Consider the following 15,571-nt stretch of genomic DNA (forward strand, 5'->3'; position numbering starts at 1 on the left):
TGCTGCTCCCGCAAATATCTCGTACGTTGTCCTGCTAAACCGCGATCATGAACGAGGTTAATATAAAATCCAGCCCCAATACCGCCAGTGACGAACTCACCACTGTGCGTGTTGTGGCCCGGCTGACCCCCTCAGCGGTCGGCGGTGCATCATAGCCCTCAAACAAGGCAATCATGGTACAAGCCACGCCAAACACCAGGCTCTTCAACACGCCATTCAGGATGTCATACTGCCAGTCCACATTGGCTTGCATCTGTGACCAGAATGCGCCAGCGTCAACGCCAATCAAAGGCACTGCCACCAAATAGCCGCCCAAAATACCCACCATCGAGAACAAGGCCGCCAATATCGGCATGGCAATCACCCCCGCCCAGAAACGCGGGGCAATGACGCGTGCGATGGGACTGACCGCCATCATTTCCATGGCAGAAAGCTGTTCTGTTGCCTTCATCAACCCGATTTCAGCAGTAATGGCGGTACCGGCACGTCCGGCAAATAACAAGGCGGTAACTACCGGCCCCAACTCGCGCACCAGGGCCAACGAAACCAATACGCCAATCGCTTCCGACGAGCCGTATTTTTGCAATGTGTTATACCCCTGTAACGCCAGCACCATCCCGACGAAAAACGCGGAGACCAGAATAATGATCAGCGAGAGTACGCCAGTAAAATAAACTTCGCGGATCGTGAGCCGAAAGCGGCGAAAACTCTCGCCGGAGGAAATCAGCGTTAACCACAACAGGCGACCACCCGCCCCCAGGCGCCAGATTTTATTGATAAAGCCCGCCCCCAGCTTGGTCAGCAGCCGCTTGATTTTATGCAGAATCATTAACGCGCCCCTCTTAACAAACTGGCATGATATTCAGGCGCCGCATAATGGAAAGGAACTGGACCGTCTTTTTCACCATGCACAAATTGATGGATAAACGGCAACTCGGACTGGCGTAGCTCATCGGGCGTGCCCTCGGCAGCGACAATGCCGTCGGCGACGAAATAGACGTAGTCCGCAAACTGGAAAGTCTCTTCAACATCATGCGTGACGATGATAGAAGTTGCCCCCAGCACGTCATTCAGGCTGCGAATGAGGTCGCAAATAACGGCCATGGAAATCGGATCCAGTCCGGCAAATGGCTCGTCATACATGATAATGCTGGGATCCAGGGCAATTGCGCGCGCCAGTGCAACACGTCTGGCCATACCGCCTGACAGCTCTGTAGGCATCAGGGCATGCGCACCCCGCAAACCAACGGCATTCAACTTCATCAGCACCAGGTCACGAATCATGCTTTCGGGCAAGCTGGTATGCTCGCGCATCGGAAACGCAACATTTTCATACACGGATAAATCGGTGAACAAGGCACCATGTTGAAACAACATGCCCATTTTCCGGCGCAGTCGATAGATGCCTTCACGATCTTGCTCATGAACGACCTCACCAACCACTTTGACTTGCCCCTTGGTCGGCTTTAACTGCCCACCGATCAAGCGCAACAAGGTGGTTTTACCGCTTCCACTGCCGCCCATGATGGCAACCACCTTACCTTTGGGAAACGTCATGTTGATGCCTTTATGCAACAATCGGCCTTTGTAGCCGAAAGACAGGTCTTGAATTTCTACAATTGCGTTCGCCATAGGAAGTGGGAGTTGTAAATCGGCTCTTATTCTAAAACAGATTCAAATTGAAAAGATGTATGTAAACCTCATAATACAAAAAGCCTGAAAAACCAGGCTTTTTGTATCAGCAATCTGTTGTATTCTACACTAAAAACTCATGCACACTAAGTAGGCCGTGCCGGGTAGCGGGGCGGCAACACCGGCACTAGGTGTGCCATTAACGACAACACGCATGGCGCCAGTATTGCCGACACCGTCATCCAGCATGGTATCCAATTGCGCCGCATAACGCCCTAAAATTGCATCGGAACACATGGCATGCGCACTGCTAAACGCGCCTGCGGTGACCGCTGTCAAAGCGGTCACGTTGCTGACACCCAACTGCCCGCCTTCACTATTGCGCGGCACATACTGCACGCTGGTGGGGTCGGTTGATCCGGTAGCCAAGCCCGCCAATCGCAGGTGTTGCCAGATTAAAAATGATTCATCCGTATCCGTGTTTGAATTCCAAGCCCCCTGAATCAAGCCATTTTGTGTTTGCCCGTTCGTAGTCGCATTGGTGCCGTTGACATGGATATCTGCCGCATGATCATCCCCGGGTAAGACGCGAAAACGGTCTTGATAGCCATAAAAATATGTGGGGATATTTCTAAAGTCACTGGCGAGACTTTTCACCTTGGCGTTGGCAATCAATTCTTGCCCGCGCATCACCCCGGCCAATAGCAACCCGGCGATCACCAGCACAATCGCCAATTCAATCAAAGTAAATCCTTGTTGTGTTTTCATGTTAAATCCTCCTGATAGCTTAAACCTGTTGTTAAAAGCATGACCCAAGACGCATCTGCACCGACGCCATGAATAGCCCGGCACAGCAATTACTTTAACATTAATTAAATATATTTAACAAATAAAACACCAGGAATCTAGCAAAAAGACCAAAGAAAACGGGCAGATGTTTACACATCTGCCCATTGAAATGACTACTTAAAATTAAAGCGTACCGTAAGAATGCAGCCCGCTTAAAAACATATTCACGCCCAAAAATGCAAACGTTGTCACCAGCAAACCGACCAGCGCCCACCAGGCCAACATGCTGCCGCGCAAGCCTTTCATGAGACGCAAATGCAGCCAGGCCGCATAGTTTAGCCAGACAATCAGTGCCCAGGTTTCTTTAGGGTCCCATGACCAGTAGCCTCCCCAAGCCTCTGCGGCCCACATTGCCCCTAAAATCGTTGCAATCGTGAAAAATGCAAAACCGACCGCAATCGCTTTATACATCAAATCATCCAGCACATGCGGCGCGGGCAAGCGACTCGCCAGAATGCCCCGCTTTGCCAGCAGGTAAGCCCCGGCAACCATCGCCGCCAGCGAGAAGGCGCCATAGCCAATAAAATTGGCGGGCACGTGAATTTTCATCCAGTAACTTTGCAAGGCAGGCACCAACGGCTGAATCTCGTTGGCATGACGATCGAAGGTATACCAGAGAATAAAGCCCACCGCGGCATTGATCACCACCAGCACAAAACCACCCAATTGGCGTGTTTTAAACAATTGCTCATAGTGCAAATACAACAAAGCGGTGATCAGGCAAAACAGGATAAACACTTCGTATAAATTGCTGATCGGGATATGGCCGATATCGGGTGCAATCAGGTAGGACTCATACCAGCGCACCATCAGGCCGACAAACCCAAACAAGGTCGCCGTCCATGTCAGTGCCGAGGCCACTTTGGCGGTGAACTCTGATTTTTGGAACATGGCCAGCCAATAGGTCAGCATGGCCAGTACAAACAGCACATTCATCCACATGATGGCAGACTGGCTGGCCAACAGAAACTTGAGCAAGAAGCGTTGACCACCCTGACTCAAGTCGCCCTGATAAACGTAGACGCCAATCAGGCTCAGCACAGCCACACCCAAGACCAGGCGGGCAATGGCTGACCAGCGCCAACCCAAATAACTAAATACCGCGACTGCCCCAAACAGAAAGCTGACCTCATAAATATCCATGAAGCCTGCATAGCGCTGATACGAAAACACCGCACCCGCCAGCAACAGAATGGCATAGACCCAATCAAACTTGCTTAACGACTGCCAGAAAGATACTGGCTTGGATAACGTTGACGTATTCATCTTATTCCCCGATTCAATAACGCATTATGCTGAAGGTGCTTGCAACAGCGTTGAAAGTTGCTGGCGCGCACGCGCAAAATCCTGATCCAAGTCCATATTTTTACGGTTAGACGACATGGCCACCAGGACTTCGTGCTGTGCAGGTTTGATCAATAACCACAAGCGACGTTCCTTAATATAGAACATGGCAAAAATACCCAGTACCAACATCACCGAACCCAGATATACCCAATTCTGCCCAGGCGAGCGCGTCAGTTGGAAACCACTGGCTTGTTTCAGCGTGTAATTCTTGAGCTGAAAATAATACGGTGTGCCATAAAAGAATAAGTCATTCATGGCATTCAGGCTATCCTGTATAAAGATGGCGCTGGTCTGATCCTCTGCGATAGGCTGCAAGTGACGTTGTGCACGGCTCATTTGATATGCCTGCATCGCTGCACGGTTCAACAATTTGAGATAAGTTTGTGCCGCTTGCTCGCGCTGGTCTTTGGGCACAGCGCTTTCAATAATGCGCGACAACTCACTGTAGCCGCCACGCTTGAAGGTCATTAGCAATTGCTGCAAGCTTTGCTCAAACTGCGCTCGTAATGTGGGGTTATTACCTGGCATTTGCGCGGCCACCTGCTGCGCGATCGCCTGAATCGACTTGTCATCGCGCAAGGTTTGGCGCAATCGCATAAAACCGGTGATTTCCATGTCGTCATCTGCGGGAATGCGCAAGTACTTGAAGTCCTCCTGCACGGTCTCACGCATGCCAGAGACGAAATAAGCGCGGCCATCCAGCATCAGAGGCTGCATGTAATTGACATACTCACGTGCCTGGCCACTGGCATTGCGCAATTTGAACGTGGTGTTTGGACCCACATTGTGCGGCTTACCTTTACCATCCGCCGACAGATTCAGGATATTAAACTGGCGAAACTCGTTGAATTCGACGGTCAGCTTTTGCGCGCCGTCACCGAGCGAGCCTTTTTGCAAGATCATGCCATCCACATCAAAGCCATCCTGCTGGTTAGCGGCCAAATCCCAGAGTTTGAATTTGAGCTGTGAGCCACCATCCTGAAAGTCAGATTGGTAAATCGCAATCCCTTTGTAAATAAAAGGATGATTCACTCTGACCGTCGCCTCAATCGGTTGCTTCAGGTCTGAATCAGTGATGAGGATATCGCTTTCAAACGATTTCGGCATCCCGGTCGGGTAATGCTCGATACGGAAGTCCTTGAGCATGACCGTAAAAGGTAATTCTTGGACCAGATAGCCATCACGCACCCGTAAGAAAGATACGTTGTCACGTTCGCCTTCCGGCAAGGTCATATTGGCGCGGAAGGAAAGGTTGCCCACCCCCAGTCGACTCTCAGGCGGCACCTGGCGTGAAGGAATATCGCGCGTCTCAACCTTTTTATAACCCAGCAATTCCTGAATCTTGAACGGCAAATTGCCATCGAGCAGGCCACCAAAACAAATCACCACAATCGCGGCATGCGTAAAGATATAGCCCAAGCGCTGATGCGTCCCCAATTTGGCCGCAATCAGCACATCGCCATTACTTTGTGGCGTGGCCTTGAAGGTGTAACGCTCTGCCGTCAACCAGGCGGACAACTGTGACTGTAAGGCGGTTGCTGCCGGAGCCGTCGTCAGGCTCGCCTGATGCTCAAATAAACGTAAGGATTTTTCAGTGGCATGCTCTTTATAGGTTTTCCATTCCTTGAGCATGAGCGGTGTATTCCGCAGCACGCACAAGGTGGTTGAAATCACCAAAAACAGTAAAATCACCAAAAACCACGCCGCATGATAGACATCCAGCAACCCCAGCAATTCGAACAATTCAAACCAGAATTGACCGAACTTTACGATGTAATTGGTATAGGGCTCATTCTGCTTGAGCACGGTACCAATAATCGACGCAACGCCCAACAGCGTTAACAAGCTCACGGCAAAACGCATGGAACTCAGTAACTCATAAACACGCCGGGAAAATGAAGCTGGAGATTTCAAATCGTTCTCGTCAAAAAGATGGATAAGTTTGGTTGCTGGTCAGTCACGGTCTTAACGCAAGGCCCGCTGTTGTGGACGACACAAAACTGCAAAGGTTGCATACGGCTACAGTAAAAAAGGTGGCCAAAGCCACCTTTTTCGAGCAGTCAAAAATTAACGCAAACCTTGGATATAGTCTGCAACAGCCTGCATCTCGGCATCGCTCATTTTACCGGCGATGGTCATCATCATTGGTGCATTGGCGCGCTCACCCGTGCGGAAAGTACGCAGTTGCTGCAAGGTGTAATCTGCATGCTGCCCGGCCAAGCGCGGAAACTGCTTGGGCAAGCCGGCACCTGTTGCGCCATGACAAGCTGCACAGGCAGGCACTTGCGTTGCAGCAATCCCGCCGCGATAGATCTTCTCGCCCAGTGAGCCTTTGCCATTACTTTTCGCCTTGTTCAGCTTAATGCTTTGGGAAGAAAAGTATTTTGCCAAGCCTTCCATGTCTTCCTGGCTTAAGGCACCGGCCATGCCGGACATCACTGCGTTGGCACGCGTGCCTTCTTTAAAATTAGTCAACTGCTTGACCAAGTACTCAGGATGCTGACCCGCCAACTTGGGGTTGGTCGTAATCACACTGTTACCATCTGCGCCATGACAAGCCGCACAGACGTTCTGCACGATTTTCTCAGGGCCATTGACCGCTGGTGCCGCCGCCGCAGGGGCCGCTTCCTCAGCAAAAACAGGCTGCAAGCCAGTTGCCAGCAATAAAAACAATCCCGCTTTAAAACTCTTTAACATATCTGAATGCCCCAACGTTTTTATTCTGCAGCATTTTATCAAACAAAGCCTGTTCGTGATAGCATGCAAGCCTGAATAGTCCACAAATCTTGAGTCAGCTCAACGCCATCATGCCTGTTTTCCAAAATGCCAGCTTTCACCTCTCTGCACACCACCTGCGGGACTTGCCCCCAGCCAGTGGCATTGAAGTAGCGTTTGCCGGCCGGTCTAACGCCGGAAAATCGAGCGCGCTGAACACTTTGGCCAACCACAACCGGCTCGCGTTTGTGAGCAAGCAACCAGGCCGCACACAGCTGATTAACTTTTTCACCCTAGGCGATGACAAGCACCTGGTTGACCTGCCTGGCTACGGTTACGCCAAGGTGCCTGAAGCCATGCGCATGCATTGGCAAAACGTGCTGTCCCGCTACCTGAGCGAACGCAGCAGCCTGGCCGGCCTGGTACTGGTCATGGATAGCCGTCACCCACTCACACCACTAGACCGGCAAATGCTGGACTGGTTCTGCCCCAGCGGCAAACCTGTGCACGTACTGCTGACCAAAAGCGACAAATTGTCGCGCAGCGAATCTACTATCACCTTAGGTAAAGTCCGCAAAGAGCTCCAAGCCAACTGGGGCAATGCCATCACCGTGCAACTCTTTTCCAGCCTGAAAAAGCAAGGGGTGGATGAAGCAGAAAAAGTGCTGGGCGAATGGTTTTTTGGCGGCGACACCCAAACGGAAGCGGTGGCGCCAGCCAGCGAATAAAAAAGGCAGACGCACAGTCTGCCTTTTTAGTGGGCCTTAAACGCGCCTGAATACCAAATCCCACACCCCGTGTCCCAACTTGAGACCCCGGTTTTCAAACTTGGTGAGCGGACGGTAGGCCGGTTTCTCGGCGTAATCTGCCGCAGTATTCTGCAACTGTGACTCTGCGCGCAATACCTCAAGTACCCACTCGGCATACTCCTGCCAGTCAGTCGCCACATGAATGTAAGCGCCCGCTTTCAATTTTGAGCACAACAGCTTTACAAACTCAGCCTGGATCAATCGACGTTTGCGATGACGTTTTTTGTGCCAGGGATCGGGAAAGAAAATGTGTACGCCATCCAGCGAACCGTCTGCCAACATCTGCTGTAACACCTCAACCGCATCATGCTGAATAATACGGATATTCTGGATATCCCCCTCCTGCATCAACTTGAGCAAACTCCCCACGCCTGGGGTATGCACCTCGACTGCCAGAAAGTCATAGTCAGGCAAGGTTTGTGCAATCTTTGCCGTCGCATCCCCCATGCCAAAGCCGATCTCAAGGATTTTTTTGCTCTCGCTACGCACGAATGCCTGATTCAGATCGAGCGGCTGCGCTGCATACTCGATCCCGAATTGCGGCCAGGCCGTTTGTAATGCGCGCTCCTGGCCCTTGGTCAAGCGGCCCTGACGCAGCACAAAACTGCGGATACGGCGTTGATAAGGCGCTTCGTCAATCGGGAGGGTTTGGTCTAATTCACTCATGGGGCGCATTATACTTGAGAGGCATGCTTTTGATTTTGTGATTTTTACGGTCTGTGCTTTCAGCTTCATTGCAACCAGTCGCGAGTACAACAATGTGTCAATCAAGGTTGCGTGCACTCAAGCGCAAACATGGCTGATTCAAGCATACACGGCCGCCATCAACCAGCCCAAACTTAAAGCTGATGACGCTTATCCCCTTGCAAAAAGCCCAGCAATGGCAATGAGATCCCTTTACTCAAAGCCAATACCTTGAATAATTCGCCCATCTCCGCCGGTGACAACAGCTTTTGCACCGCAGCCACCTGCGGCAAATAATGGGCACTGTCTTCGGGATTGATCTGCTGTAGCAATTGCAGAATGCCGCAATTGATCAAAAACTGGGCTTGATTGGTGTATCCCGCGCAATCGAGTCCATGTGCCAATGCCGTTTCGGCCATGGCGGTAAAATCGACGTGGGCGGTGATGTCTTGCAAGCCGGGATACCGCAACGGATCATCATGCGCATAGTGCTGATAATGACACATCAGCGTGCCCTGGTTGCGCTGCGGGTGATAGTACTCGCGGGCACTGAAGCCGTAATCAGGCAGCAAGATCAATCCTTGCTGCAACATCGCGGCGAGACTGGCGATCAATCCTTGTGCCGCAGGATTAACTTCGGTGAGATATCCTTCTGGCAACTGAGCGGCGTCGATGTGTGCGACGCCTGCCTCATTTTGCAAAGGGCGCGTTTGCCATACAAACCCATGTTCATAGCCAACCCCGCGCTCTAGCCAGCGGCCGCCATGCCACTCCACCAGCTGTACCGGGATCGCATCCAGCACTTCATTGCCAATCACCACGCCCGTGAATTGTTCAGGCAAACGATCCAGCCATTGCACCCGTGCATAAAGCTCGGCTGGCAAGCCTGCCTGCAAGCTTTCTTGCTGGCGCATCCGTAAGTTGGCACTTACCTCAAGGATAGAGTAGTGTGGGAGTAGCTGGTGCTGGGTATGCAGCGCTTGCAGCAAGCCTTGCGCCAATCTGCCGGTGCCTGCGCCTAGCTCCAAAATAGCCCCCCCGGTTTCTAACAGCACAGGGGCGAGCTGGTTGGCGATGGCCTGCGCAAAGAGAGGCGAAATTTGGGGAGCAGTCACAAAATCGCCGCCTATACCGAACTTATTGCCGCCGCCGCTGTAATATCCGAGGTGTGGCGTATACAAGGCTTGCTGCATGTAATCCGCAAAGGAAATCCAGCCGCCTTGTTGCTCAATATGCGCTTTGATCTGTTGGTGCAGGGCGTCGCTGTGCGCCTGCATCAGCGCATCCGGCACAGGCAAGCGGGAAGAAGTGGGTTGAACAGTCATTCAATCATTATAATGTGAGCCGTTTAGAAAAGAGTACAACGTGAAATTCAGCCCTAACAATAAAGTGGTATTGATTACCGGCGGTGCCAAACGGGTAGGCGCCGCCATCACCCGCGCCTTGCACCAGCAAGGGGCCAATGTGATGTTGCACTACCACACCAGTCAGCAAGAAGCCGAAACATTGCAAGCAGAGCTCAACCAGACGCGTGCCGACAGTGTAGCGATCATGCAGACCAACCTACTGCAAACGGCAGATTTACCCAAACTGATCCAAGCCACCTTGCAACAATTCGGCCGACTCGATGCACTGATCAACAACGCTTCCAGCTATTATGCGACACCCCTCGGTGGCATTAGCGAAGCACAATGGGACGAACTCACCGGCAGCAATCTCAAAGCGCCCTTATTTTTAAGCCAGGCCGCCGCCGATGCTCTGTTCGCCAGCCGGGGGTGCATTGTCAACATCACAGACATGCACATAGAGCGCCCGAAAAAGCATTACATCGTTTACAGTGCCGCCAAAGCCGGCCTGGTCAACCTGACCAAATCGCTGGCGCAGGAGTTGGCGCCCAATGTACGCGTCAATGCGGTTGCACCAGGGCCAGTGTTGTGGCCAGAAGACAATCAGGAGTTTGATGAAACCTACCGGCAACAGGTCGTCAACCAGACCCTGCTTAAGCGCACAGGCGAACCGGATGACATTGCCAAGGCGGTCAAGTTTCTGGTGTATGACGCGCCGTTTATCACCGGCCATGTGCTGGCCGTGGATGGCGGCCGCCATTTAAGTATTTAACTTAGCGATGCGGATTAAAGAGCAGACCATCACTATCCATGCTGCTGCGCCCCCCAAACCCGAATTGGGTGCAGCCTGTAATGGCTGTGGTGTCTGTTGTGCGGCCGAGCCCTGCCCGGTGAGTCTGACCCTGCTCTGGCCACATCAAACCCCGTGCCGCGCCCTGATCTGGAGTGAAGTTGAAAAACGTTATTTTTGCGGCATGGTCAGTGCGCCGGCGCAATTTTTAAGCTGGCTACCGACCAGGCTCAACCGTGCGGCCAGCCGATTATTCAGACGCTGGATTGCTGCAGATACGCGATGCGATGCAGATGTTACGCTGGAATAAACAAAATCACCTCAAATAATCAAACACTTACCATTTTTACGCCCGGCTTTCCGCTATAATGCGCGCCTATGAAGATCAAACATTACCCTGACGATGTCAGCCAGAATTTTTTAAAGCTGCGCAACCAGTTGATTAGTGCCACCGGTAAAGCCATTGGTGACTACAACATGATTGAGGAAGGCGATACCGTGCTGGTGTGCATGAGTGGCGGCAAAGACAGCCATGCCATGCTCATGATTCTGCTGGCGCTGCAAGAACGCGCGCCAATCAACTTCAAACTGATTGCGATGAATCTGGACCAGAAGCAGCCGGGCTTTCCAGCCGACATTCTGCCGGCCTACTTTGAAAAACTGGGTGTGGAATATCGCATCGTCGAGGCCGACACCTATTCCATCGTCAAGGAAAAAATCCCTGAGGGTAAAACCACTTGCAGTCTGTGTTCACGCCTGCGTCGTGGCATTATCTACACCACGGCGCAGCAATTGGGTGCCAACAAGATTGCGCTGGGACACCATCGCGATGACATTGTGCAAACCTTGTTCTTAAACATGTTTTACGGGGCCAAGATGAAGGCGATGCCGCCCAAGCTGGCGACCAACCGTGGCGAATTCATGGTGATCCGCCCGCTGGCCTATTGTGCCGAAAAAGACATTGCCGCTTATGCACGCGGCATGCAGTTTCCGATTATTCCGTGTGATTTGTGCGGCAGCCAGGAAAACTTGCAGCGGCAAAAGGTAAAAGACATGCTTAACAACTGGGAGCGTGAACAACCCGGGCGCATCAATAATATTTTCCGTGCCATTGGTAATGTGGAGCCCTCACACTTGGCAGATTTTGACTTGTATGACTTCAAGCATTTGAGCCAGGCTAAAGAGGAGGATGAAGATCCCATGTTTGACCATGAGAAATTTTCGAGCAACGACATGGCGCTGACCATTGCCACGCAAGACGAAAAACATATTGCCTTTGCACGCAAACCGTTTCCAGTTGCGGTGTCCACTGAAGAATAAAACAACTATTTGAGGATGGCAGGTGTATAAAACGGCACTTTCTTGTATGGAAGGTTGTCTAGCCGTTGCAACGCTTGCTATTATCTAGCCAACGCTTAAACAGACTACGCAATGTCCAAACTACTGATTGTAGAATCCCCTTCCAAAGCCAAAACCCTAAAAAAGTATTTGGGCGGCGACTTTGAAGTCTTGGCCTCTTACGGGCATGTACGAGACCTGATTCCGAAAAATGGCGCCGTCGATCCAACCCAGCAATTTGCCATGAAGTACGGCATTATCGACCGCAACAGCAAGCACGTAGATGCGATTGCCAAAGCAGTCAAAAATGCAGACAGCATTTATCTGGCAACCGACCCGGATCGCGAAGGCGAGGCCATCTCCTGGCATATTGCCGAGATTCTGGCCGAGAAAAAGCTGATCAAGAACAAATTGCTCAAACGCGTTGAGTTTAACGAAATCACGCAAACCGCCGTCAAGTATGCGATTGATCATCCGCGCGACATTTCGATGGACCTGGTCAATGCGCAGCAGGCGCGCCGCGCGCTGGACTATCTGGTTGGCTTTAATTTATCGCCACTACTATGGAAAAAGATCCGCCGCGGCCTCTCGGCTGGCCGCGTGCAGAGCCCGGCCTTGCGCCTGATTGTTGAACGCGAGCTCGAAATCGAAGCCTTTACCAGTCAGGAATACTGGAGCATCCATATGGGTGCGCTCAAGCATGCGCATGGTTTTGAAGCCAAGCTGGTGCAGCTCAATGGGGCAAAAGTCGAACAGTTCACCGTCATCAATCATGACCAGCAAGCCGATATCGTCGGCAAACTGCTGCTGGCGTCTGCCGGCAAAACAACGGTCACCCGCGTTGAGAAAAAACAACGCAGCCGGAGTCCGGCCGCCCCATTCACCACTTCAACCTTGCAACAAGAGGCCGTGCGCAAGCTGGGCTTTACCACCAGCCGCGCCATGCGTGTTGCACAACAACTGTATGAAGGGGTAGACGTGGGTAGCGGCACCGTCGGTTTGATTACCTACATGCGTACCGACTCATTCAGCCTGGCCACTGAAGCAGTCATGCAAATCCGCGACTACGTGAAAAAGCATTTTGACGCAGACTACCTGCCTAAAGCGCCCATCATGTACAAAACCAAAGCGAAGAATGCTCAAGAGGCGCATGAGGCGATCCGCCCTACCGACATTACACGGACGCCAGCCAGTATGCGTCAATATCTGAATGACGAGCAGTTCAAACTGTATGAAATGATCTGGAAGCGCACGCTGGCTTGTCAGATGACACAGGCCAAATATGACGCAGTCAGTGTGGATCTGGCCGTCGGCTCCGAGGCCAACCTGTTCCGTGCCAGTGGGCAAACGCTGGTCTTCCCTGGCTTTATTGCCGTCTATATGGAAGGCAAGGACGACGACAAAGACGACGAAGATGCCGAGGCCAAACTACCGCACCTGGAAACGGGCGAAGTGCTGAACGTTGAGCGTATTTATGGCGAGCAACATTTTACCGAGCCGCCGCCGCGTTACTCTGAGGCCAGCCTGGTCAAAGCACTGGAAGAATACGGTATTGGCCGCCCCTCGACGTATGCGAGCATTATCTCCACCTTGCAAGACCGCGAGTATGTGCTACTGGATAAAAAACGCTTTACGCCCACCGACGTGGGCCGTGTGGTCAACAAGTTTTTGACCGAGCACTTTACCCAGTATGTGGATTATGACTTTACCGCCAAACTCGAAAACGAGCTCGATGAGATTGCCGAGGGTAATTTAGACTGGGTGCCGGTCATGGACAAGTTCTGGCAAGGGTTTAACCAGCAGATTCAGGTCAAGGCCGATGTCGAACGTCCGGGCAATGAACTCATAGATGAACAATGCCCCAAATGTGGCCGCCAGTTGCAAAAACAACTGAGCCGCTATGGTAGCTTTATTGGCTGTACCGGCTACAACGCCACCCCAAAGTGTGATTACAAACGCAGCCTGGATGGTGAAACCAATACCGCGACCGAACCGGTCGTCATCGGTCAAGACGCGGAAACCCAAAAAGACATTTACCTGATGAACGGCCCTTACGGCCCCTATTTGCAGGTAGGTCTGCCCGTGGAAGGCGAAAAGAAAAAGCCAAAACGCGTCAGCATCCCCAAAGAGATTCCACTCAGCCAGATTAATATTGATACGGCGCACATGCTGTTGAGCTTGCCACGAGACTTGGGCGTACACCCGGAAACTGCTAAAAAAATCGTTGCTAATATTGGCCGTTTTGGCCCTTATGTCAATCACGATGGCAAGTTCAAATCCATCCCGAAAACCGAAAGCGTATTCAGCATTACGCTGGAGGGCGCAGTGGCACTATTAGCAGCTGCGGGAGGCCCGGCACCGCTGGCTGACTTGGGCGCGCACCCTTCAGGTGAGGGGCGTATCGAGGTATTCTCAGGACGTTATGGGCCCTATGTGCAACATAACAGCATCCGTGCCACCCTGCCAAAAAGTGTGACCCCAGAGGAGCTAACGGTTGAACAAGCGCTGGAACTGTTGTCCGAAAAAGCCGCAAAAGACGGTGGAGGAAAAGCCACGAGCAAGAAATCCACCGCTAAAAAAGCACCAGCAAAAAAGACCGCAACTAAAACAACGACCAGCAAACGGACTAAAAAAACCGAAGCAGAATAAAAAAGGGAGCCTGGCTCCCTTTTTTATTTTTCTTTGAGTACTTTATTCAATCTGCAGCCTTAATTAAAAACGTGTTTAGGCTAATGAGTCGCCCATAAGTGCTCAATATTACCCACCCCCCAAGCCTCTGCAGATTCATTTCCAATAATTTCATCCACCCCCTTGGACAAATCCAGCTCAACCACCCGAATATGCACTTGGGATTTGGTCGAGAAAAAAGCCTTGACCACGGGCTTGAGCAAACTGTCCTCAGTTTGCCGGGTCACCACCGCCAATCGCCCTGACTTCAACATGACAACAGTCCCGATTGGATAAATGCCCAGGCTTTTGACAAACGCTTTAAAAATCACCGGATCAAAATGCCCTGCCCAGCCGGCCATGCGCTTAAGCGCCATCCCGGGCTCCCAGGCGGATTTATAGGCGCGTGCCGAGGTCACCGCGTCATACACATCACAAATCGCGGCCATTTTGGCAAACAGACTGATTTTGTCGCCTGACAAGCGTTCAGGATACCCTGTCCCATCCATTTTCTCATGATGGTGCAAACAAACATCTAGGGTCACAGCATCTGCAATACTGGCTTTTACCAGCATGTCATAGCCAAGCTTGGGATGTTGACGGACAATATCAAACTCCTTATCAGAGAGTGCGCCTGGCTTGTTCAATATTTCCAATGGAATCGCCGCTTTGCCCATATCATGCATGAGCCCAGCCAACCCCGCCTGACGCGTCTCGGTTTCTGACAACTTGAGTTCTTTGGCGAGTGCTGTCATCAATGCGCAGACCGCCACCGAATGCATATAGGTATAGTCATCTGCCGTTTTCAAACGCACTAGGCTAATCAAGGCGTGGACATTGCGTGTGACAGAAGCAGAGATCTCCTCCACGATAGGCATGACAGCTTCCGCCTCAATGGCTTTGCCCAATCGCAAATCCTGAAACATGGAATTGATCGCCTTGCGTGATGAGGCAATCACTTTGGCCGCTTGCTCACGCTCAGCTTCCAGGCTCGTTGGCTTGAATCTATCGGGATCAGGCAACGGCTCAGGTGCCAACACACCCGGGCCATCCAACTCCAGCATAACCAGCTCTTGGTCAGACGGTGCCTGCTCTGCTTCCGCTGGCGCAGTGATCTCTTGTTTGACTTTAGCCACATCCAAGCCCTGACTCACATCAATGACCACCTGCTTGATTCGGCTAGCCATCAATTTCTTCAGGTCATCAGGATCCTTAAGTACAAACTTGCTGCGCCAAAATGGATGATCCATCCACGGGCCTTTGAGCTCCTGAATATACATGCCTAGGCGGACATCTTTGACCGCAATTGTTTTTAACATTCTCTTTAACAACCCCAATACAACTGCTTACAGTTTACATTTGATTTAGGTCAAAAATCCATAAAAAAAGAGGGC

The 15,571-nt window shown here is 51.7% G+C and carries 14 protein-coding genes; 5 read left to right on the plus strand and 9 right to left on the minus strand.

What is annotated here, in order from left to right; genetic code table 11:
- Positions 1–34: 34 nt before the first annotated feature.
- The 6 genes from mlaE to ACT53C_RS01715 form a co-directional block, all read right to left on the minus strand.
- On the minus strand, positions 35–829 hold the full coding sequence (mlaE, locus tag ACT53C_RS01690; RefSeq protein ID WP_476144495.1) for a lipid asymmetry maintenance ABC transporter permease subunit MlaE: 795 nt from the start codon (positions 827–829) through the stop codon (positions 35–37).
- Positions 829–1,632 (minus strand): ABC transporter ATP-binding protein, encoded by an 804-nt coding sequence (locus ACT53C_RS01695; protein ID WP_194748772.1) that lies wholly within the window; start codon positions 1,630–1,632, stop codon positions 829–831. Before ACT53C_RS01695 ends, mlaE begins: the two co-directional genes overlap by 1 nt.
- Positions 1,633–1,761: 129 nt before the next feature.
- Positions 1,762–2,400 (minus strand): type II secretion system protein, encoded by a 639-nt coding sequence (locus ACT53C_RS01700; protein WP_476144496.1) that lies wholly within the window; start codon positions 2,398–2,400, stop codon positions 1,762–1,764.
- 204 nt (positions 2,401–2,604) lie between these two features.
- Positions 2,605–3,747 carry a c-type cytochrome biogenesis protein CcsB gene (ccsB, locus tag ACT53C_RS01705; protein WP_194748774.1) on the minus strand — a complete coding sequence of 381 codons (1,143 nt, stop codon included), beginning with the start codon at positions 3,745–3,747 and terminating at the stop codon, positions 2,605–2,607.
- A gap of 24 nt (positions 3,748–3,771) precedes the next feature.
- Positions 3,772–5,691 (minus strand): cytochrome c biogenesis protein ResB, encoded by a 1,920-nt coding sequence (locus ACT53C_RS01710; RefSeq protein WP_476144498.1) that lies wholly within the window; start codon positions 5,689–5,691, stop codon positions 3,772–3,774.
- 204 nt (positions 5,692–5,895) lie between these two features.
- Complete coding sequence (locus ACT53C_RS01715) at positions 5,896–6,525, minus strand: c-type cytochrome (RefSeq protein ID WP_379074558.1); 630 nt, start codon at positions 6,523–6,525, stop codon at positions 5,896–5,898.
- Between the two features lie 110 nt (positions 6,526–6,635).
- On the opposite strand from ACT53C_RS01715, the gene yihA reads away from it, so the two are divergent.
- Complete coding sequence (gene yihA, locus ACT53C_RS01720; RefSeq protein WP_313985370.1) at positions 6,636–7,271, plus strand: ribosome biogenesis GTP-binding protein YihA/YsxC; 636 nt, start codon at positions 6,636–6,638, stop codon at positions 7,269–7,271.
- A 36-nt stretch (positions 7,272–7,307) separates the two neighbouring features.
- On the opposite strand, the gene trmB is transcribed toward yihA, so the two are convergent.
- Both trmB and ACT53C_RS01730 read right to left on the minus strand, forming a co-directional pair.
- Entirely contained in the window at positions 7,308–8,018 is a 711-nt protein-coding gene (trmB, locus tag ACT53C_RS01725; protein WP_476144499.1) for a tRNA (guanosine(46)-N7)-methyltransferase TrmB, read from the minus strand.
- 173 nt (positions 8,019–8,191) lie between these two features.
- On the minus strand, positions 8,192–9,361 hold the full coding sequence (locus tag ACT53C_RS01730; protein WP_313985364.1) for a class I SAM-dependent methyltransferase: 1,170 nt from the start codon (positions 9,359–9,361) through the stop codon (positions 8,192–8,194).
- 40 nt (positions 9,362–9,401) lie between these two features.
- On the opposite strand from ACT53C_RS01730, the gene ACT53C_RS01735 reads away from it, so the two are divergent.
- The 4 genes from ACT53C_RS01735 to topA all read left to right on the plus strand — a co-directional run bounded on the left by ACT53C_RS01735 (position 9,402) and on the right by topA (position 14,159).
- Positions 9,402–10,154, plus strand: a complete 753-nt coding sequence (locus ACT53C_RS01735; RefSeq protein ID WP_476144501.1) for a pteridine reductase — start codon at positions 9,402–9,404, stop codon at positions 10,152–10,154.
- A 7-nt stretch (positions 10,155–10,161) separates the two neighbouring features.
- Entirely contained in the window at positions 10,162–10,482 is a 321-nt protein-coding gene (locus ACT53C_RS01740; protein ID WP_379074548.1) for a hypothetical protein, read from the plus strand.
- Positions 10,483–10,550: 68 nt separating this feature from the next.
- Positions 10,551–11,492, plus strand: coding sequence for a tRNA 2-thiocytidine(32) synthetase TtcA (ttcA, locus tag ACT53C_RS01745; protein ID WP_275357675.1), 942 nt, complete (start codon positions 10,551–10,553; stop codon positions 11,490–11,492).
- Between the two features lie 111 nt (positions 11,493–11,603).
- Positions 11,604–14,159 (plus strand): type I DNA topoisomerase, encoded by a 2,556-nt coding sequence (gene topA, locus ACT53C_RS01750; protein WP_476144502.1) that lies wholly within the window; start codon positions 11,604–11,606, stop codon positions 14,157–14,159.
- 80 nt (positions 14,160–14,239) lie between these two features.
- Here the strand turns inward: topA and ACT53C_RS01755 are convergent, their stop codons facing one another.
- Positions 14,240–15,496 (minus strand): HD-GYP domain-containing protein, encoded by a 1,257-nt coding sequence (locus ACT53C_RS01755; RefSeq protein ID WP_476144504.1) that lies wholly within the window; start codon positions 15,494–15,496, stop codon positions 14,240–14,242.
- Positions 15,497–15,571 lie beyond the last annotated feature (75 nt).

The organism is Methylophilus sp. DMC14 (genome assembly GCF_056314085.1).